Below are 18,677 nucleotides of genomic sequence, written 5' to 3' on the forward strand. Positions count from 1 at the left end.
GCGGTGGCGGAGTCCCGCGCACCGCGTCCTCGTCGTACGCCGGAGTCCGGCGTGCGCCCGCGAAGGAGAGACGCATGCGGTTCCTGTTCGTGCTCGTACTGGTCGTCGCCGTGGTGGCGACCGGGTTCGTGGTCGAGATGCTGCGCCGGGACGAGCCCGTGCTCGGCCTCGGCGCGCTCGGCCTGCTGACGGTCGACGGCGTGCTCGGCGTGACCTACGGCTTCCTCATCGCCGAGTGAGGCGGTGAAGGCCCGGGGGTGCCGGCGCGGCGGCACCCCCGGGCGAAACACACGGACACGATTGGCTCCCAGCGCTTCTCCGCAGCCCCCGGACGGTGGAGGGTGGACAACATGGACGACATGCAGGAACGCCTCGCCACGGTCGGCGAGGAACTGCGTGTCGCGGACGAGGAGCTGCAGGCCCAGCAGGAGCTCATCGACGGGCTGCTGCGCGGTCGCTCGGCCGAGTACCTGGCCGGCCTCCGGCTGGCCGCCGCGCTGCCGGTGCCGCTGCTGGAGACCGACCGGGACGGGCTGGTGCTGCGGGCCAACCCGGCCGCGGCGGCGCTGATGCAGGTCGACCCGGAGCGGCTGCCGGGCAAGCCGCTGGCCGCCCTGGTCCGGGCCGAGGACCGCCGCACGCTGCGGACCGCCCTGGCCCGGGCGGTCGGCGACGACGAGATCGGGCACCTCACGATCACGCTCACCCGGCGCCGGGACGGACCGGTCCTGGTCGACGCGGTCGTGCTGCCCGCGTCCGGGCCGCCGGCCTCGGCGCCGAGCCTGTCCGGGGCCCTGGTCGCGGCCGGTGTCCCGGTCGCGTTCGGCACCGCGGTCCGCTGGGTCCTGGCGCCCCGGGGGGACGGTGCCACCGGCGCCGACCTGCTCACCGCGCTCGGCGCGCTGGCCACCGTGTCCGTGGTGGACGGCGACCTGCCCGCGGCCCTGCGCCGGCTGGCCGAGCTGGCCGTGCAGGGCGTCGGGCCGGCCACCGCCGCCGGGGTCGTGATCGGGCCGCCGGGCGAGCCGACCGCGCTGCTCAGCACCGACCAGCTCGCCCAGGCCGTCGAGGGGGCCCAGTTCCGCGGCGGCCACGGCCCGGGCTGGGACGCGTACGCCGGCCGCGAGCCGGTCACGACCACCGACCTCGGCGACGACCCACGCTGGCGCGGCCTCACCGGGCGTACCACCGCCGCGCTCGCGGTGCCGCTGCTCGGCGGCCCGGCGGAGCCGCTCGGTGTGCTGACCCTCTACGGGTTGCCCGAGCTGGTGGAGCCGGTCGAGCGGCGCCGGGCCGAGGTCTTCGCCGGGGCCGGGGTGGCGCTGCTGCGGGAGCACACCGCGGTGACCGACCTGCGGCAGCAGGAGCTGCAGCTGCGGGACGCGCTGATCTCCCGGGCGGTCATCGACCAGGCCAAGGGCGTCCTCATGGCCCGCAACGGCTGGGACGCCGACACCGCCTTCGCCGAACTGGCGCAGCGCAGCCAGCGGGCGAACGTGAAGCTGCGGGACATCGCCCGTCAGCTCGTCGAGGACGTCTCCAGGCCGGCGGCGCCGTCGACCCGCTCCTGACCGTCGGCCCCGGTCAGGTCCTGCTCGTCCATCACGATGATCACGCCGACCGGCTGCTCGTCGACGCCACGCATCCGGGTGGTGGTCACCCGGACCCGCACCGGCCGGCCCCGCCGGTTCACCGCGTCCAGCACCAGCTGGTCGTGCGCGTCCGGGCCGCCGGCCAGCAGCCGGCGGACGCCGGGCTTGAGCCGGTCCACCGGCAGGCCGATGTCGAGGTTGAGCAGGTGCCGCCCGACCGCCTCGTCCCGCCGTACGCCCCAGAGGTCCTCGGCCCGGCTGTTCCAGACCTGCACCCGCAGCTCCCGGTCGACGACGGTCACGCCCGCGTGCAGGCCGGTGAAGACGGCCTCCATGAACGCGTTGAGCCGGCCGACCTCGGACGTCCGGTCGCGCAGCTCGTCGTTGCTGGACTGGAGCTCGTCGTTCATCGACTGCAGCTCCTCGTTCATCGTCTCCAGTTCCTCGTTGGTGGACTGGAGCTCCTCGTTGGTCGTCTCCAGTTCCTCCACAGTGGACTGGAGCTCCTCGTTGGTGGTCTCGAGCTCCTCGTTGGTCGACTGGAGCTCCTCGTACGCGGCCTCGATCTGCCGGTTGGCGTGCTCCAGCTCCCCCTGCAGCTGCCGGTGCCGGGTGACCTCGGCGAACTGCACGCTGATCCCGAGCGGGGCGCCGCCATCGGGCTCGAACAGCGGCACGACGTGCACGTCGTACCAGCTGTACTGGTCGCCCCGGCTCCACTGCACCTCGCGGATCCACTGTGGACGGCGCTCGGTCTGGGCCCGCTCCATCGTGCTGCGCAGGTCGGCCGGACGGTAGGACAGCTCCAGGTCCTGGAACAGCCGGCCGCGGTCGCGGACGGTCAGCCCGAACAACGCGTCGGCCCAGGAGTTGGACATGCTCAGCCGGCCCTGCCCGTCGACGACGACCTGGGCCCCGGACCCGGCCGCGAACGCCTCGTCCCGCAGCACCCCGTTGGCCCGGCCGGCCGCCTCGTCCGCGCTGTCGACGGCGAGGAAGTCCGTGCCCGACGGGCGCAGCGTCCCGGAGCCGCCCCCCGCGACCTTGCGGAAGAACCGCCGCTTCAGGTCGATCGGGGTGAAGAGGTCGTCGTGGCTGAGCAGCATCTCGGCCTTGCCCAGGAACAGCACGCCGCTGTCGTACAGGGCGAAGTGCAGGCGGCGCAGGATGCGGGCCTGGGTCTCGGCGTTGAAGTACATCAGCGCGTTGCGGCAGACCAGCAGGTCGATGTGCGAGATCGGGGCGTCCTGGACCAGGTCGTTGCGGCCGAAGATGACCGAGCGGCGCAGCTCCTTGTTGAACGCGTACCGCTGGCCGGCCGGCTCGAAGCAGGCCGCCAGCCGCTCCGGCGAGACCCCGCGCAGCTGGCCCGGCTCGTACACGGCCTGCCGGGCCTGGGCCAGCGCCTCCTCGTCGACGTCGGTGGCGTAGATCTTCACCCGGCGGCGGAACTCGTCCACGCCGAGCTGCTCGGCCAGCACGATCGCCAGGCTGTACGCCTCCTCGCCGGACGCGCAGCCCGCGCTCCAGATCCGCAGCGCCCCGTCCGGGCGGCGCCGCAACAGCTCCGGCAACAGCTCCGTCTCCAGGTGCGTCCAGGCCTCGGCGTCCCGGAAGAAGCTCGTGACGTTGATGAGGATCGTGTTGAACAGCGCTGTGAACTCCTCCGGGTGCACCTCGAGGTAGTCCTGGTACGCCTCGTACGTCCCGATCGGCAGCGCCAGCATCCGGCGCTGCACCCGGCGGATCACGCTGGTCCGCTTGTAGCCGGTGAAGTCGAAGCCACGCGAGTCCTTCAGATACGCCAGCAGCGATTCGAAGTGCTCGTCGAAGTCGGTCACGGGGCCTCTCCGCGGGAGGTGCCGGGCTCGTCGGCGAGCACGGCGGGATCGTCGGTGAACGCTACGTCGGGGCTGTCCACCAGCAACCGGCGGACCAGCCCGGCGGCCGCGCCGGACTCCGCGGCCTCGCCGGCCAGCCGGGTCGCGGTCAGCTCGTGGCCGGAGCCGCGGGCGCCCGCGGCCAGCTGCGCGGTCAGCGCCGCCTTGTCCTCCAGGCTGCGCAGCGCCATCCAGAGCGCGCTCTCCAGCGCCTGGCCGCGCTCGGCCAGCAGGCCGGTCACCGACCAGGCGTGTCCGGCCGGGCAGCGGAACCGCCGGCCCGGGCCGGCGTCGAGCTCGAACAGCACGCCGTGGCAGTCCGGGCAGGTGTACCGGGAGGGCGCGGCCACGACCGGGACCGGCGGCGCGAGCACGGCCCCGGCGTCCGCGGCCAGCCGGCGGGCCAGCGCGGCGATCGGCAGCGCCGGCGCGCCGGTGGCGGCGATGCAGGCCAGCGGCATGCCGTCGTGCTGGGCCTCGGCCGGGTCCTGGGCGAGCACCAGGCCGCCCCGGGCCAGCACCGTGGCCCCGCCGGCGGCGCCGTCGTCGAGCGAGCCGGACAGCACCACCGCGGTCAGCCGGCTGCCGAGCGCACGGGCGGCCGAGCGGAACAACACGTCCACGGACGGGCGGTGGCCGTTCTCCCGCGGGCCGCGGGAGAGCGCGACCCGGCCCTCGATCACGAGCAGATGATGGTCGGGCCGGGCGACGAGCACCTCGCCCGCGCGCAGCGGCTCGCCGTGCTCGGCCGGCCGGACCGGCAGCGGGCCGGCCCGTTCCAGGATCGCGGCCAGGCTGTCGGGGTCGGCGGCCGGGATGTGCAGGACCACCAGCACGGTCGCGGGCAGGCCGGCCGGCAGCGCGCCGACGAGGGCCTGCAGGGCGGCCACGCCACCGGCGCTGGCCCCCACGGCGATCACGTCACGGCGGGTCACGGGAAGCCGCCTCCCGACACGCCGGCATGGACGGTCGTCCGAGGCCGGCCGTGCGCCCTGGCGGGCCGGCGGGTCACCGCCTCAGCGTGGCACGGTTCCCGGCCCGCGAAGGGGCCCCGCCGGAGGAACTTCCCGGGCGCGGCGGCGGCGCGTCCCCTGGGGCGGCTAGCCGGCGGCAGCGGTCTCCTGCCGGGCGCGGACCGGGCGGGCGGCGGCCGCGGCGAGGAAGCCGACGACGGCGGCGCCGAGCGCGGCCAGGATCGCGTGCCGGACGGTGACGTGGTCGGCCAGCAGGCCGATCAACGGCGGCCCGCCCAGGAACGCGGTGTAGCCGATCGAGCTGACCACCGAGACCCGGGCCGCCGAGCGGCTCTCCTCGTCGCCGGCCGCGCTCATCCCGAGCGGGAACCCGAGCGAGGCGCCGAAGCCCCAGCAGACCGCGCCGACCAGCGCGCCGGGCACCCCGGGTGAGGTGACCACCGCGAGCACGCCGGCCACCACGAGCAGCGCGGTCACCCGCAGCGTGCCGACCCGGCCGTACCGCTCGACGAAGGAGCCGCCGACCAGCCGGCCCACGGTCATCGCGGTGACGAACGTGCCGAAGCCGAACGCGCCCACGGCCTGGGCGGCGTGGTAGCCGTCGACCAGCGCGAGCGCCAGCCAGTCGTTGGCGATCCCCTCGCAGAGCGCGAAGGCCAGCACCAGCAGGCCGATCGCGAGCGTGCGGGGCTCCCGCCAGGCCGCGAAGACCGACGAGCGCACGCCGCTGGCCGGCGCCGCCTGCACCGGCAGGAACGCCCGCAGCGGCAGCAGCCCGGCCACCAGCACCACCCCGGTGGTCACCAGCAACTGCAGCTCCAGGCTGATCCCGGCCTTCGCGCAGCCGGCCCCGGCCAGCGCGCCGAGCACGGTGCCGAGGCTGAAGCCGGCGTGGAAGCGCGGCATGATCGTGCGGCCGAGCCGGCGCTCGACGTCGGCGCCCTCGACGTTCATCGCGACGTCCCAGGTGCTGCTGCCCATCCCGTACGCGAACATGCCGGCGGACACCGCGGCGACCGTGGTCGTGGCCAGGCCGAGGGCCAGCACGAGCAGCCCGGTCGCGCCGACCACCACCGCGACGCCGACGGTCCGGGCCGGGCCGAGCCGGCCGACGACCAGCCCGGACAGCGGCAGCGCGACCAGGGTGCCGCTGGAGACCGAGAGCAGCAGCAGGCCGACCTGCCCCGGGGTCAGGCCCAGGGTGTCGCGGATGGCCGGGACCCGGGCCGCCCAGGATGCGAACGCCAGGCCGTTGATCAAGAACACGATCGCGACCGAAGCCTTCGCCCGCTGCGCCGCCTCCCGCACCCCGCACACTCCTCATCGAAACGATTCGAGGCTCCACTTCACCTCGGCTCGGACTATCCTGTCAAATCGATTCGATCACGACGCGGAGGATGCGGTGGCACGGGAGCGGGCGACGTTGAGCACGGTCGCGGCGCGGGCCGGGGTGTCCCCCTCGACCGCCTCGCTGGCCTTCGCCGGCTCGCCCCGGGTCACCCCGGCCACGGCCGAGCGGATCCGCCGGGCCGCCGACGAGCTCGGGTACGCCGGACCCGACCCGCTGGCCGCCTCCCTCCGCCGCGGCCGCAGCGGCGTCGTCGGCGCCATCGTCGGCGAACGCCTGCTGTACGCGTTCCGCGACCCGATCGCGGTCGCGCTGCTGGACGGGCTGACCCAGGAGCTCGGCTCGCTCGGCGTCGGGCTGCTGCTGCTGGCCGGGGACGCGCTGCGGTCCGGGCCGTCACCGGCCCAGCTGGCCCGGCTGCCGCTGGACGCGGCGGTGTTCGCGACCTGCGGGCTGGAGGACGACCCGGCGTTCCGGCTGCTACGGGCCCGGCAGGTGCCGCTGGTCGCGGTCGAGGGCCCGGTGCAGCCGGGGGTGCCGCTGATCGGCATCGAGGACCGGGCCGGCACCGCGGACCTGGCCCGGTTCCTGGCCGGGCTCGGCCACCAGGAGGTCGCGATGGTGGCGATGCCGCTGCGGCTGGACGACCGGCGCGGGCCGATCGACGACGAGCGGCTGGCGGCCGGCGTCTACCGCGACACCCGGGAGCGGCTGCTCGGGCTGCGCTCGGTGTTCCCGGCCGCGCCCGCGGTCGAGACCGCCGCGAACTCCATCGAGGAGGGCGAGCGGGCCGGTCTCGCGCTGCTGGACCGGATCCCGCGCCCGACCGCGATCATGGCCCAGAGCGACATGCTCGCGGCCGGCGTGCTGCGGGCGGCGGCCGCGCGGGGGCTGTCCGTACCGGACGAGCTGAGCGTGGCCGGCTTCGACGGGGCCGACCTGCCCTGGCTGGAGCCGGTCCGGCTCACCACGGTCGTGCAGCCGACCACCGAGAAGGGCCAGGCCGCGGGGCGCGCGGTCGCCGCCCTGCTGGCCGGCGACACCCCCGCCGACGTGATCCTCCCGGTCCACCTCCGCCCCGGTACGACGACCGGCCCGGCCCGCTGACGACGCAGGTCCACGCGGACCGGGCCCGCACGACCCGCGGCGGGGAACGAGCCCTAGAGAGCGTCCTTCACGTACAGGGCCTCGATCTCGGCCAGGTCCTGGTCGCGGGCGCTCATCCGGACAGCGAGGGCGGACCCGGACTCCTGCACGCTGAAGGCCGTCGCGGGGTGCCGCCGCTCGACCTGGCCGACCAGCTCGGCCAGCTCCCGGCGGTCGGCCGGCACCCAGACCAGCAGCACGCCGGACTCGCGGTCGACGAAGTGCCGCCGGCCGAGGACCGCACGGAACCGGTCCGCGATCTCGTCCTCGAGTTCGCTCACGTTCACACAATGAACGACCGGACAACGGTCCGTCGAGAGTCCCGCGAACCAGGTCACACCGGGCGGCCCCGCCGGAGGCCGAGGAAGGAGGCTTCCGGCAGGCGCCGGTCGAGCAGGGCCGTGCCGGACCACCCGGGATCCCGGGCGGCCGCGTGAGCCAGGGCTGACCGACACGAGCGACCGGCCGCCGTACCCCACCAGCACCGGCCCCCCGGCGCCAGCGCGACACGCGCATGCTGGCGGCCGGGACCGGGAAGGGGCCACGGATGGACATCGAGCAGCTGCGCGCGGACACCCCCGGCACCGCCCACCGGGCCCACCTCAACAACGCCGGCGCCGCCCTGATGTCCCGCCGCACCCTGCGGGCGATGACCGACCAGCTGGAGCTGGAGGCCACGATCGGCGGGTACGAGGCGGCCGCGAGGTCCGCCGACGCCATCGAGGCCACGTACACCGGGATGGCCCGGCTGCTCGGCGCCCGCCGGGACGAGATCGCCCTGTTCGACAACTCCACCCACGCCTGGTTCGCGGGCTTCGCCGCGGTCCCGCTCGGCCCGGGCGACCGCATCCTCACCGGCCGGGCCGAGTACGGCAGCAACGTGCTCGGCTACCTGCAGGCCGCCGCCCGCACCGGCGCCGAGCTGGTGGTGATCGACAACGACGAGACCGGCCAGATCGACCTCACCGCGCTGGAGAACGCGGTCGACGAGCGGACGAAGCTGATCGGGCTGACGTACGTGCCGACGTTCGGCGGGCTGGTCAACCCGGCCGCGGAGGTCGGCCGGACCGCCCGCGCGGCCGGGGTGCTCTACCTGCTCGACGCGACCCAGGCCGCCGGGCAGTTCCCGGTCGACGTGACCGACCTCGGCTGCGACCTGCTCTGCGGCACCGGCCGGAAGTTCCTGCGCGGCCCCCGGGGCACCGGCTTCCTCTACGTCCGGACCGACGCGCTGGACCGGCTGGAGCCCGCCGTGGTCGAGATCGGCTCGGCCACCTGGGACGGCCACCGCGGCTTCAGCTGGCAGGACGGCGCCCAGCGGTTCGAGACCTGGGAGCGCAGCGGCGTGAACCTGGTCGGCTTCGGCGCCGCGGTCGAGCAGGCGCTGGAGCTCGGGATGGGCGCGATCGGCCAGCGGGCGATCGCCCTCGGTACCCGGCTGCGCGACCAGCTGGCCGCGCTGCCGAAGGTGACCCCGTACGACCAGGGCGCCCGGACCGGCGCGATCGTCACGGTCGCCGTCGACGGCGTGCCGGCCGCGGACGTCGCGGCCGCGCTGGCCGCCGCGGACGTCAACGTCACGCTCACCGTGCCGGTCGACAACCCGCTGGACACCGAGGTCCGCGGGGTGCACCCGCTGGTCCGGCTGTCGCCGCACTACTACAACACGGAGGCCGAGCTCGACCGCGCCACCGAGGTGATCGCGGCGCTCTAGGAGCCGGGCCAGCCCGCCAGCGGCGCCGGCGCGGGCGTCATGAACACCCTCCCGTCGCCGGTGTTGCCGACCCCGCCCCACTGGTTGGCCACGACGTAGAGCGTCGACCCGCCGAGCATGCAGGCGAACGCGCCCCGGTCCAGCGTCACGGTGTCCAGCACGGCGCCGCCCTCGGCGACCCGGACGCAGCACTTGTTGGGCACGTCCGCGTACCAGACCGCGCCGGTGGCGTCGACGCAGATGCCGTCCGGGACGCCGTCGCCGAGCGCGGCCCAGACCCGCTGCCCGGACAGGGTGCCGTCGGCGGCGATGTCCCAGCCGGTGAGGCACTTCCCGTACGACTCGGCCAGGATCAGCGTGCCGTTGTCGGCGCTGACCGCGATCCCGTTCGGGAACGCGACCCCGTCCGCGACCCGGACGGCCTCGCCGGACGGCCGGACCAGCGCGACCGCCCCGGGCGCGAACGACGCCCCGGAGCCGAAGTCGAACCCGAGCGCCCCGACGTACGCGTTGCCGCGCCCGTCGACCACGATGTCGTTCCAGTAGGACACCCCCAGCCCGGACAGGTCCGCGTACGGCTCCAGCGGGCCGAACGGCTCGCCCGCCAGCAGCCGGCCCTCGGTCACCACGAGCAGCCGCCCGTCGGGCAGGAAGTCGAAGCAGAACGCCCCCTTCCCGGTCGCGGCGACCTCGGTCTTCCCGTCGGCCGAGACCACCAGCAGCAGCCCGCGGCCCCAGTCCGAGACCCAGAGCCGGCCGTCGTGCCAGCGCGGCGACTCCCCCATCACGATGTCGTCGGTCAGCAGCTCCATCGTTTCCTCCTCCGGACGGTTGCGTCGCCGGGGTGTCGAGGCCGCGCGGCCGTTCTCGACATGCTCAGCCCTGCTCGGCGACCATTCTGTGCACGGCCGGGTTGTCGGAGGTGATCCCCGCGACGCCGAGCTCCAGCAGCTCCTCGGCCCGGTACGGCTTGTCCACCGTCCAGGCGATCAGCCGGGACACGTGCGTACGCAGCCGCCCGACCGTGGCCTGGTCCAGGTAGGTGTGCCGGACGGTCAGCGCGTCCAGCCCGTCCGGCAGCTGGCCGTTCAGCGCGGCCACGAACTCGCCCCGGGCACCGACCGAGAGCCAGGTCCGGTAGCCGGCCGCCTGGAAGACGGCCAGGCTGCCGGCGTCCTTGCCGGTGACGTACCAGCCCGCGGGCGGGCGGCCGGACGCCTCCAGGACCTCCACCATGGTCTTGGCCTCGAGGACGTCCTCGCTCTTGAAGTCGATCACCACGGCCGAGCCGGCCGGCACCCGGGCGACGACCGCGGCCAGGTCCTCCTCGGCCTTGACCCGGGCCTTCACCGTGAACCGCCAGCGGTCGTGCCGCAGCGCCGGCAGCGAGCGGTAGAGCGGCAGGAAGTGGGAGACCACCGGGGCCCCGGCCAGGAACTGCACGTCGACCTCGAAGGCGGACACGCCGAGATCGGCGAGCCGCTGGCAGTCCTGGGCGGTACCGGGCGTCCGGTGCGCGATGGCAAGCACGAGACACAGTGTGGATGGCACCATTCCCCCGTGCCCGCCGGACTGCAGCAGATCCTGGACCTCGAGCAGATCGAGGACCTCATGTTCCGCGGCCGGTCGCGGAAGGTGACCGAGACCCGGGTGTTCGGCGGCGAGGTGGCCGGCCAGGCCCTGGTCGCCGCGGCCCGGACCGTCGGCACCGACCGGACCGTGCACTCGCTGCACGCGTACTTCCTGCGGCCCGGCGATCCCGGGCGGCCGATCGTCTACCAGGTCGACCCGACCCGGGACGGGCGCTCGTTCACCACCCGGCGGGTGGTCGGCATCCAGCACGGCGAGACGATCTTCACGCTGTCGGCCTCGTTCCACGTCGCCGAGGCGGGCCTGCACCACCAGGTCCCGAGCCTGACCACGCCGGACCCGGACGGGCTGCCGCCGGCCGCGCAGACGCTGGGCGAGAGCGGCCGGGCACTGGCGTACTTCGCCGAGTTCAGCCGGCGGTTCCCGATCGAGCTGCGGTTCCCGGCGGAGCCGCCGGCGATGGCCACCGCCCGGGGCGAGACCTCGCCGCCGCGCCAGACGATCTGGATGCGCGCGTCCGAGCCGCTGCCGGACGACCCGGTGCTGCACGCCTGCGCCGCGACGTACTCCTCGGACCTGATGCTGCTCTCGACCGCGCTGCTGCCGCACCGGCTGCTGTTCGGCGACCCGCGGCTGCAGATGGCCAGCCTGGACCACGCGGTCTGGTTCCATGCGCCGTTCCGGGCCGACGACTGGCTCTGCTACGAGCAGGAGGGGCCGTGGGCCGGCGGCGCCCGGGCGCTGTGCCAGGGCCGCCTGTTCGACCGGGCCGGCGTGCTGGTCGCGACCGTCATGCAGGAGGGGCTGATCCGGGTGCGGGAGCCACGGGCATGAGGGAGCAGCGGCGCAGCCGGCGGATCGCGATGACCGACGCGGAACGCGATGTGTTCCTCATCACCGAACGGACCTGCCGGGTCGCCACCACCGGCGCCGACGGCCGCCCGCACGTCGCCCCGCTCTGGTTCGGCTGGGACGGCCGGGCGCTCTGGCTGAACTCGATCGTGCGCAGCCAGCGCTGGACCGACCTGGCCCGCGATCCGCGGGTCGCGGTCGTCGTCGACACCGGCGAGGAGTACGGCGAGCTGCGCGGGGTCGAGCTCACCGGCACCGCGACCGCGGTCGGCGACGTCCCGCGCGGCGCGGCCGGCCATCCGGAGCTGGCCGAGCCCGAGCGCCTGTTCGCCCGCAAGTACGCCGGCGTCGACGAGTACGTCCCGGACGGCCGGCACGCCTGGCTCCGGGTCGACCCGGACAAGATCGTCAGCTGGGATTTCCGGAAGATCCCGGGGTCCTGAGCAACGCCGGACCGGTTACGTTGGCCCTATGAGCCAGGCGCTGCCGCCCCCGTCCGCCCGAGCCGCCGACCTCACCGAGCGGATGCTCGGGTTCATGCGGGAGAAGGTCCTCCCGGCCGAGGCCGACTACCACGCGTACCGGCAGAAGGTCGGACCGGAGGACCACTCGGTGCCGCCGGTGGTCGAGGAGCTCAAGGCCGAGGCCCGCCGCCGGGAGCTGTGGAACCTGTTCCTGCCCGCGGAGTCCGGCCTGACCCAGCTGGAGTACGCGTCGATCGCCGAGCTGACCGGCTGGAGCCTGGAGATCGCCCCGGAGGCGATCAACTGCGCCGCCCCCGACACCGGCAACATGGAGCTGCTGCACCTGCTGGGCACCCCGCAGCAGAAGCAGGAGTGGCTGGAACCGCTGCTCGACGGGACGATCCGCTCCGCGTTCGCGATGACCGAACCGGATGTGGCGTCCTCGGATGCGCGGAACATCACCACCCGGATCGAGCGCGACGGCGACGAGTACGTCATCACCGGCCGGAAGTGGTGGACCAGCGGCGCGCTCGACCCCCGCTGCAAGGTGCTGGTCACGATGGGCAAGACCGATCCCGGGGCGGCGTCGTACCGGCAGCAGTCGATGGTGCTGGTCCCGATCGACACCCCTGGGGTGACGATCGTGCGCGACCTGCCGGTGATGGGCCGGCACGACCAGCACGGGCACGCCGAGGTCCGCTTCGACGGCGTGCGCGTCCCGGTGGGCAACGTGCTCGGGGAGGAGGGCGGTGGGTTCGCCGCCGCGCAGGCCCGGCTCGGCCCCGGCCGGATCCACCACTGCATGCGGGCGCTGGGCGCGGCCGAGCGGGCGCTGGCGCTGATGGTGGCCCGGGCCAACTCGCGGATCGCGTTCGGCCGGCCGCTGGCCGACCAGGGCATGCTGCAGCAGCAGGTCGCGGAGTCCCGGCTGGAGATCGACCAGGCCCGGCTGCTCTGCCACGCCGCCTGCGCGGTGATCGACACCGAGGGCAACAAGGCCGCCCGCAACCTCGTCGCGATGGCCAAGGTCGCCTGCCCGCGGGCCGCGACCAACACCATCGACCGCGCCATCCAGGTCCACGGCGGCGCCGGCATGTCCGACGACACCCCGCTGGCGGCCATGTACGCCTGGCATCGGGCCATGCACCTGTTCGACGGCCCCGACGAGGTCCACCTCCGCAGCATCGCCCGGGCCGAGCTCGGCTCGACCCCCCGGCTCGGGCCGGTGTGATGGCCGTCGACCGGCTGCTGCCGACCGAGGAGGCGGCTGAGCTCATCGCGCTGGTCCGGGAGATCGGCGACCACGAGCTGCTGCCCCGGGTGGCCGCGGACGAGCGGGCCGAGCGGTTCCCGCGCGACGTGTTCGCGACCCTGGGCAAGGCCGGCCTGCTCAGCCTCCCCTTCCCCGAGCAGTACGGCGGCGCGGCCCAGCCGTACGAGGTCTACCTGCAGGTGCTGGAGGAGATCGGGGCCCGCTGGGCGTCGGTCGGGGTCGGCGTCTCGGTGCAGGCGCTGACCTGCTTCCCGCTGCTGAACTACGGCACCCGGGAGCAGCGCGACCGGTGGCTGCCGGAGCTGATCGGCGGCGACCTGCTCGGCGCGTACTGCCTCTCGGAGCCGGAGGCCGGCAGCGACCCGGGGGCGATGCGGATGCGGGCCGTGCGGGATGGCGACCACTGGGTCCTGGACGGCACCAAGGCCTGGGTCACCCACGGCGGTCACGCGGACTTCTACACGGTGCTGGCGCGGACGGCCGAGGGGTCCCGCGGCATCAGCTGCTTCCTGGTCCCGGCCTCGACGCCCGGCCTGACCGCGGCCCGGCCCGAGGAGAAGATGGGCCTGACCGCCTCGGCCACCGCGACGATGAACTTCGACGGCGTCCGGATCGACGCCGACCGGCTGATCGGCGCCGAGGGCCAGGGCCTCGCGATCGCGCTGGCCGCGCTGGACGCCGGCCGGCTCGGCATCGCCGCGGTCGCGACCGGCCTGGCCCAGGCCGCACTCGACCACGCGGTGGCGTACGCGAAGGAGCGCAGGACCTTCGGCAAGGCGATCATCGACCACCAGGGCCTCGGCTTCCTGCTCGCCGACATGCAGGCCGGCGTCCAGGCGGGCCGGGCCTGCTACCTGGACGCGGCCCGGCGCAAGGACCTCGGCCGGCCGTACGGGAAGGAGGCCAGCATCGCCAAGCTGGTCGCCACCGACGCGGCCATGACGGTGACCACCGACGCCGTCCAGGTCCTCGGCGGCTACGGCTACACCCGCGACTTCCCGGTCGAGCGGTTCATGCGCGAGGCCAAGGTCATGCAGATCTTCGAGGGCACCAACCAGATCCAGCGCCTGGTGATCAGCCGCCAGCTGGCGCGCTGAGCGCGGGCGCCAGTCGCTGCAGGTCGGCCAGGGGGTCGGCGCCGAGGGCCTGGATGGTCACGTGGTCGGCGCCGGCCTCGAGGTGCGCGTTCAGCTGGGCCGCGACCTGCTCGGGCGTGCCGTGCGCGACGACCGCGTCGACCAGCCGGTCGCTGCCGGTGCCGACCAGGTCGTCGTTGGTGAAGCCGAGCCGCCGCAGGTTGTTGGTGTAGTTCACCAGGCCGAGGTAGCGCTCGACGATCTCCCGGCCGGCCGCGCGGGCCCGCTCCGGGTCGGCGTCGAGCACGACCTTGTGCTCCGGCGCGAGCAGCGGCTGCGGGCCGATCTCGGCCCGGGCCAGCCGGCTGTGCTCCGGCGGCACCAGGTACGGGTGGACGCCCGCGGTCCGCTCGGCCCCGAGCCGCAGCACCTTCGGGCCGAGCGCGGCCAGCACCATCCGCTGCGCCGGCACCCCGGCCGCCAGCAGCCCGTCCACGAACCGGGAGATCGTGTCGTACGGCTTCTCGTACTGCTGCCACATCTCGCGGTGGCCGGTGCCGATGCCGAGCACGAACCGGTCCGCGTGCCGGGCCGCCACCCGCTGGTACGCCGCGGCCACCGACGCCGCGTCGGCCTGCCAGACGTTGACGATGCCGGTCGCGACGACGAGCGTGCCGGTCGCGTCGAGCAGCTGCTCGGCCAGGGCCAGGTCGGCGGCCGCGCCGCCGAGCCAGAACGCGCCGTACCCGGCGGCCTCCACCCCGGCCGCGAGCTCGGGCGTCGCCACCCGCGAGCTCTGCCACACGCCGTACCGGCCCAGCTGTTCGCGCAAGGAGGTCATGTCTGTCGGCAACGCCCCGGGGGTCTCGTTGTTCCGGGGTCCGGTGGCCGCCGTCACATGGTGTTCACCCGCCTGACGGCTAGTCTGAAACAGGTAACTATTCGCGCCGCTGCCGCCCGGGAGGCCCCGATGCCCGCTCGCGATGCCGTCATCGTCGACGCTGTCAGGACCCCGGTGGGGAAGAAGAAGGGCTCGCTGTCCCAGTGGCACTCGGCGGACCTGTCCGCGCACGTGCTGCGGGCGCTGGCCACCCGCACCGGCCTCGACCCGGCCGTGATCGACGACGTGATCTGGGGCTGCGTCCAGCAGGTCGGGCAGCAGAGCTACAACGTCGGCCGGATGGGCGTGCTCGCGGCCGGCTGGCCCGAGTCCGTGCCGGCCGTGACGATCGACCGCCAGTGCGGCTCCTCCCAGCAGTCCATCCACTTCGCTGCCGCCGGCCTGATCTCCGGTCAGTACGACGTGGCCGTCGCCGGCGGCGTCGAGATCATGAGCGCGGTCCCGCTCGGCGCCTCCTTCGCCGGCGGCGACTACGGCTTTCCCGGCGGTCCGCTGGTGTCCCAGCGCTACGACGGCGTCCAGTTCAACCAGGGCGTCGGCGCCGAGATCATGGTCGACAAGTGGGGCCTGTCCCGGGCCCAGCTGGACGAGTTCGCCGCCGCCTCGCACGCGAAGCTGGCCGCCGCGATCGACGCCGGCACGCTGACCGGGCAGCTCGCGCCGGTGGGCGAGTTCGCGGTGGACGAGGGGCTGCGCCGCGGCACCTCGGCCGAGACGCTGGCGGCCCTCAAGCCCTCGTTCAAGCCGGACGGCTCCGTGCACGCCGGCAACGCCTCCCAGATCAGCGACGGCGCGGCCGCGCTGCTGATGACCACTTCGGAGAAGGCGGCCGAGCTCGGGCTGACGCCGATCGCCCGGGTGCACACCGCGGTGCTGGCCGGCGACGACCCGGTGATGATGCTGGGCGCGCCGATCCCGGCGACGTTCAGGGCGCTGTCCCGCAGTGGACTGTCCATTTCGGACATCGGCGCGTTCGAGGTCAACGAGGCGTTCGCGCCGGTGCCGCTGGCCTGGCTGGCCGAGACCGGCGCCGACCCGGCCAAGCTCAACGTGCACGGCGGCGCCATCGCGATCGGCCACCCGCTGGGCGCGTCCGGGGCCCGGCTCGCCACCACGCTGCTGCACCACATGACCGACGACGGCATCCGCTACGGCCTGCAGACGATGTGCGAGGGCGGCGGCCTCGCCAACGCCACCATCTTCGAGCGGCTCTGAGGCGTGCCGCCGTACACGGAGCTGTTCAGCCCCGTGCTGCCCGGGATCCGCGCGCCCAAGACCGCCGAGCTGATCGCGGCCCGGCTGCGCGGCCAGATCGTCCGCGGCGAGCTGCGGGCGGGCAGTCGGCTGCCGCCGGAGGCCGAGCTGCAGGAGTCGTTCGGGGTGTCCCGGCCGACGCTGCGGGAGGCGTTCCGGATCCTGGAGGCGGAGTCGCTGCTCTCGGTCCGGCGCGGTGCCCGCGGCGGGGCCCAGGTCGTCGTCCCCGACCTCTCGATCGCGGCCCGGCACGTCGGCACCCTGCTGCAGATCAGCGGCACCACGATCGGCGAGGTGTACGAGGCCCGGCTGGCGATCGAGCCGGCCGCGGCCCGGATGCTCGCGCTGCGGCGGCGCCGGGAGGCCGTGACCCGGCTGCGGGACTATGTCGGGATGCTGCAGACGATGGCCACCGACGGCGCGCCGGTGCAGGACTGGGCCCGGGCCACCTCCGGCTTCCACGACCTCGTCGTCGAGCTGGCCGGCAACAAGGCGCTGGCGGTGGCGGCCGGGGTGCTGCGTGAGGTCGCGGCGACCCACGTCGCGGTCGCCTTCGTCCGCACGTACGAGCGGCCGGGGCTGCCGGCGTCGATGACCAAGGCGGTCCGGTCGTACGGGAAGCTGGTCGACCTGGTCGAGGCCCGCGACGGCGACGGCGCGGAGAAACACTGGCGGACCCACCTGCAGGTGGCCGGCAAGGTGCTCTTCGGCGCGGAGGCCGCCGCCGGCGTCCTGGACCTGTACGAGAAACCCGCTCGTTCCTAGGGAGTCACAGCATGCGCGTCGGGATGCCGATCGCCTACGCCGGCGGGTTCACCGAGACGGTCGAGCAGCTCGGCGACTACGAGAAGGCCGGGCTGGACATCGTGTTCCTGCCCGAGGCGTACTCGTTCGACTCGGTCAGCCAGCTCGGCTACGTGGCCGCGAAGACGACCACGCTGGAGCTCGGCGCGGACATCCTCAACGTCTACTCGCGGACCCCGGCGCTGCTGGCGATGACCGCGGCCGGGCTGGACTACGTCTCCGGCGGGCGGTTCACCCTCGGGCTGGGCGCGTCCGGGCCGCAGGTCGTCGAGGGCTTCCACGGGGTGCCGTACACGGCCCCGGTGGGGCGGACCCGCGAGGTGGTCGAGATCTGCCGGCAGGTCTGGCGCCGGGAGCGGGTGTCGTACGCGGGGAAGCACTTCACCGTCCCGCTGGACGCCGAGCACGGCGGCACCGGCCTGGGCAAGCCGCTGAAGCTCATCAACCACCCGGTCCGGGACCGGATCCCGATCACGCTGGCCGCGCTCGGGCCGAAGAACGTCGCGCTGGCCGCGGAGATCGCCGAGGGCTGGGAGCCGGTCTTCTTCTACCCGGAGCGGGCGCAGGAGACGTTCGGAGAGTCGCTCGCGGCCGGCAAGGCCAGGCGGGACCCGGCGCTCGGGCCGCTGCAGATCGTGGTCGACACCCAGGTCGCGATCACCTCCTCCGCCGAGGAGGAGGCCGCGGCGCTGGCCCGGGTCCGCGACCAGCTCGCCCTCTACGTCGGCGGGATGGGTGCCCGCGGCCGCAACTTCTACAACGACCTCGCGGTCCGGTACGGGTTCGCCGACGCGGCCGCGACCGTGCAGGGCCTCTACCTGGCCGGGCGCAAGGACGAGGCCGCCGCGGCGCTGCCGGACGAGCTGGTCCGCGGGGTGACCCTGATCGGCCCTCCGGGGGCGGTCGCGGAGCGTGTCGCGGCGTTCCGGGAGGCGGGCGCGACCACCCTGAACGCGAGCCCGCTGGCGTCGACGCACGAGCAACGGGTACGGGACATCGAGCGGCTCGCAGAGCTGAGCCGGTAAAGGAGGCCTGGGTGAACATCGACGGCAGCGTGGCGGTCGTGACCGGCGGCGCGAGCGGACTGGGGCTGGCCACCGCGCGGCGGCTGGTCAAGGCCGGCGCCAAGGCGGTGCTGGTCGACCTGCCCAGCTCCAAGGGCGACGAGGTCGCGGCGAGCCTCGGCGGCGCCGCGGTGTTCGCGGCCGCGGACGTCACCGACCCGGACGCGGTCGCCTCCGCGCTGGACGCGGCCGACGAGCTCGGCACCCTGCGGGTGCTGGTGAACTGCGCCGGCATCGGCACCCCCGGCCGGGTGCTGGGCCGGGACGGCTCGGCGTACGCGCTGGAGCCGTTCGTCAAGGTCCTGCAGGTCAACCTCATCGGCACGTTCAACATGATCCGGCTGGCGGCCGAGCGCATCGCCCGGGCCGAGCCGGTCGGCGAGGAGCGCGGCGTCATCGTCAACACCGCCTCGGTGGCCGCGTACGAGGGCCAGATCGGGCAGGCGGCGTACTCGGCGTCCAAGGGCGGCATCGTCGGCATGACGCTGCCGATCGCGCGGGACCTGGCCCAGCGCCGGATCCGGGTCGTCACGATCGCGCCGGGGCTGTTCAACACGCCGCTGCTGGCCGGGCTGCCGGAGGAGGCGCGCAACTCCCTCGGCGGGCAGGTGCCGCACCCTTCGCGGCTGGGCGAGCCCGACGAGTACGGCGCGCTGGTCGAGCACATCGTGGCCAACCCGATGCTCAACGGCGAGGTCATCCGGCTCGACGGCGCGATCCGGATGGCTCCGCGCTAACCTTTTTC

General features: G+C 74.5%; 19 protein-coding genes. 12 read left to right on the forward strand and 7 right to left on the reverse strand.

Features of this window, described 5'->3' with window-relative positions:
* Positions 1-74: 74 nt before the first annotated feature.
* On the forward strand, positions 75-239 hold the full coding sequence (locus VGP36_04880; GenBank protein ID HEV7654062.1) for a hypothetical protein: 165 nt from the start codon (positions 75-77) through the stop codon (positions 237-239).
* Positions 240-350: 111 nt separating this feature from the next.
* Positions 351-1,571 (forward strand): ANTAR domain-containing protein, encoded by a 1,221-nt coding sequence (locus tag VGP36_04885; protein ID HEV7654063.1) that lies wholly within the window; start codon positions 351-353, stop codon positions 1,569-1,571.
* On the opposite strand, the gene VGP36_04890 is transcribed toward VGP36_04885, so the two are convergent.
* From VGP36_04890 to VGP36_04900, 3 genes are all read right to left on the reverse strand, one after another.
* Positions 1,520-3,433, reverse strand: coding sequence for a CheR family methyltransferase (locus tag VGP36_04890; GenBank protein HEV7654064.1), 1,914 nt, complete (start codon positions 3,431-3,433; stop codon positions 1,520-1,522). The genes VGP36_04885 and VGP36_04890 overlap by 52 nt on opposite strands.
* Positions 3,430-4,407 (reverse strand): chemotaxis protein CheB, encoded by a 978-nt coding sequence (locus VGP36_04895; protein ID HEV7654065.1) that lies wholly within the window; start codon positions 4,405-4,407, stop codon positions 3,430-3,432. Before VGP36_04895 ends, VGP36_04890 begins: the two co-directional genes overlap by 4 nt.
* Before the next feature lie 165 nt (positions 4,408-4,572).
* Complete coding sequence (locus VGP36_04900; GenBank protein ID HEV7654066.1) at positions 4,573-5,754, reverse strand: MFS transporter; 1,182 nt, start codon at positions 5,752-5,754, stop codon at positions 4,573-4,575.
* A 94-nt stretch (positions 5,755-5,848) separates the two neighbouring features.
* Here VGP36_04900 and VGP36_04905 point away from each other — a divergent pair, with 94 nt between their 5' ends.
* Positions 5,849-6,901 carry a LacI family DNA-binding transcriptional regulator gene (locus VGP36_04905; protein HEV7654067.1) on the forward strand — a complete coding sequence of 351 codons (1,053 nt, stop codon included), beginning with the start codon at positions 5,849-5,851 and terminating at the stop codon, positions 6,899-6,901.
* Between the two features lie 53 nt (positions 6,902-6,954).
* On the opposite strand, the gene VGP36_04910 is transcribed toward VGP36_04905, so the two are convergent.
* Positions 6,955-7,221, reverse strand: coding sequence for a hypothetical protein (locus tag VGP36_04910; GenBank protein HEV7654068.1), 267 nt, complete (start codon positions 7,219-7,221; stop codon positions 6,955-6,957).
* A 266-nt stretch (positions 7,222-7,487) separates the two neighbouring features.
* On the opposite strand from VGP36_04910, the gene VGP36_04915 reads away from it, so the two are divergent.
* The gene (locus VGP36_04915; protein ID HEV7654069.1) at positions 7,488-8,654 is read left to right on the forward strand and encodes an aminotransferase class V-fold PLP-dependent enzyme; all 1,167 of its coding nucleotides are present in this window, start codon (positions 7,488-7,490) and stop codon (positions 8,652-8,654) included.
* Here VGP36_04915 and VGP36_04920 read toward each other — a convergent pair.
* Together VGP36_04920 and VGP36_04925 are read right to left on the reverse strand one after the other, a co-directional pair.
* Positions 8,651-9,466, reverse strand: a complete 816-nt coding sequence (locus tag VGP36_04920; GenBank protein HEV7654070.1) for an SMP-30/gluconolactonase/LRE family protein — start codon at positions 9,464-9,466, stop codon at positions 8,651-8,653. The genes VGP36_04915 and VGP36_04920 overlap by 4 nt on opposite strands.
* A 64-nt stretch (positions 9,467-9,530) precedes the next feature.
* Positions 9,531-10,184, reverse strand: a complete 654-nt coding sequence (locus VGP36_04925) for a hypothetical protein (GenBank protein HEV7654071.1) — start codon at positions 10,182-10,184, stop codon at positions 9,531-9,533.
* Positions 10,185-10,265: 81 nt separating this feature from the next.
* Between VGP36_04925 and VGP36_04930 the strand changes: the two genes are divergently transcribed.
* Genes VGP36_04930 through VGP36_04945 form a run of 4 tightly spaced genes read left to right on the forward strand, consistent with a single transcriptional unit; the run spans position 10,266 to position 13,930 of the window.
* Positions 10,266-11,078 carry an acyl-CoA thioesterase II gene (locus VGP36_04930; GenBank protein HEV7654072.1) on the forward strand — a complete coding sequence of 271 codons (813 nt, stop codon included), beginning with the start codon at positions 10,266-10,268 and terminating at the stop codon, positions 11,076-11,078.
* Positions 11,075-11,539: a pyridoxamine 5'-phosphate oxidase family protein gene (locus VGP36_04935; GenBank protein HEV7654073.1), complete on the forward strand. Its 465-nt coding sequence runs from the start codon at positions 11,075-11,077 to the stop codon at positions 11,537-11,539. The genes VGP36_04930 and VGP36_04935 overlap by 4 nt, the downstream gene beginning before the upstream one ends.
* 28 nt (positions 11,540-11,567) lie before the next feature.
* On the forward strand, positions 11,568-12,791 hold the full coding sequence (locus VGP36_04940) for an acyl-CoA dehydrogenase family protein (GenBank protein ID HEV7654074.1): 1,224 nt from the start codon (positions 11,568-11,570) through the stop codon (positions 12,789-12,791).
* Positions 12,791-13,930 carry an acyl-CoA dehydrogenase family protein gene (locus VGP36_04945; GenBank protein HEV7654075.1) on the forward strand — a complete coding sequence of 380 codons (1,140 nt, stop codon included), beginning with the start codon at positions 12,791-12,793 and terminating at the stop codon, positions 13,928-13,930. Before VGP36_04940 ends, VGP36_04945 begins: the two co-directional genes overlap by 1 nt.
* On the opposite strand, the gene VGP36_04950 is transcribed toward VGP36_04945, so the two are convergent.
* Complete coding sequence (locus tag VGP36_04950; GenBank protein ID HEV7654076.1) at positions 13,908-14,750, reverse strand: TIGR03620 family F420-dependent LLM class oxidoreductase; 843 nt, start codon at positions 14,748-14,750, stop codon at positions 13,908-13,910. The two genes, VGP36_04945 and VGP36_04950, sit on opposite strands and share 23 nt — an antisense overlap.
* Positions 14,751-14,879: 129 nt before the next feature.
* Between VGP36_04950 and VGP36_04955 the strand changes: the two genes are divergently transcribed.
* The 4 genes from VGP36_04955 to VGP36_04970 are packed head-to-tail and all read left to right on the forward strand — an operon-like array spanning position 14,880 to position 18,669.
* On the forward strand, positions 14,880-16,025 hold the full coding sequence (locus VGP36_04955; GenBank protein ID HEV7654077.1) for an acetyl-CoA C-acyltransferase: 1,146 nt from the start codon (positions 14,880-14,882) through the stop codon (positions 16,023-16,025).
* A 3-nt stretch (positions 16,026-16,028) separates the two neighbouring features.
* The gene (locus VGP36_04960; GenBank protein HEV7654078.1) at positions 16,029-16,829 is read left to right on the forward strand and encodes an FCD domain-containing protein; all 801 of its coding nucleotides are present in this window, start codon (positions 16,029-16,031) and stop codon (positions 16,827-16,829) included.
* 11 nt (positions 16,830-16,840) lie between these two features.
* Positions 16,841-17,893 (forward strand): LLM class F420-dependent oxidoreductase, encoded by a 1,053-nt coding sequence (locus tag VGP36_04965; protein HEV7654079.1) that lies wholly within the window; start codon positions 16,841-16,843, stop codon positions 17,891-17,893.
* 11 nt (positions 17,894-17,904) lie between these two features.
* A complete protein-coding gene (locus VGP36_04970) occupies positions 17,905-18,669 on the forward strand; it encodes a 3-hydroxyacyl-CoA dehydrogenase (GenBank protein HEV7654080.1) in 765 nt (254 codons plus the stop codon).
* The last annotated feature ends 8 nt before the right edge of the window (positions 18,670-18,677 follow it).

This window comes from Mycobacteriales bacterium (assembly GCA_035995165.1).
Lineage (GTDB): Bacteria > Actinomycetota > Actinomycetes > Mycobacteriales > CADCTP01 > CADCTP01.

Excerpts from the sequence above, each read along its gene's own strand:
- VGP36_04880 (HEV7654062.1), top strand. The coding sequence starts at position 75 with ATGCGGTTCCTGTTCGTGCTCGTACTGGTCGTCGCCGTGGTGGCGACC.
- VGP36_04885 (HEV7654063.1), top strand. The coding sequence starts at position 351 with ATGGACGACATGCAGGAACGCCTCGCCACGGTCGGCGAGGAACTGCGT.
- VGP36_04915 (HEV7654069.1), top strand. The coding sequence starts at position 7,488 with ATGGACATCGAGCAGCTGCGCGCGGACACCCCCGGCACCGCCCACCGG.
- VGP36_04920 (HEV7654070.1), bottom strand. The coding sequence starts at position 9,466 with ATGGAGCTGCTGACCGACGACATCGTGATGGGGGAGTCGCCGCGCTGG.
- VGP36_04930 (HEV7654072.1), top strand. The coding sequence starts at position 10,266 with ATGTTCCGCGGCCGGTCGCGGAAGGTGACCGAGACCCGGGTGTTCGGC.
- VGP36_04935 (HEV7654073.1), top strand. The coding sequence starts at position 11,075 with ATGAGGGAGCAGCGGCGCAGCCGGCGGATCGCGATGACCGACGCGGAA.
- VGP36_04940 (HEV7654074.1), top strand. The coding sequence starts at position 11,568 with ATGAGCCAGGCGCTGCCGCCCCCGTCCGCCCGAGCCGCCGACCTCACC.
- VGP36_04945 (HEV7654075.1), top strand. The coding sequence starts at position 12,791 with ATGGCCGTCGACCGGCTGCTGCCGACCGAGGAGGCGGCTGAGCTCATC.
- VGP36_04950 (HEV7654076.1), bottom strand. The coding sequence starts at position 14,750 with ATGACCTCCTTGCGCGAACAGCTGGGCCGGTACGGCGTGTGGCAGAGC.
- VGP36_04955 (HEV7654077.1), top strand. The coding sequence starts at position 14,880 with ATGCCCGCTCGCGATGCCGTCATCGTCGACGCTGTCAGGACCCCGGTG.
- VGP36_04965 (HEV7654079.1), top strand. The coding sequence starts at position 16,841 with ATGCGCGTCGGGATGCCGATCGCCTACGCCGGCGGGTTCACCGAGACG.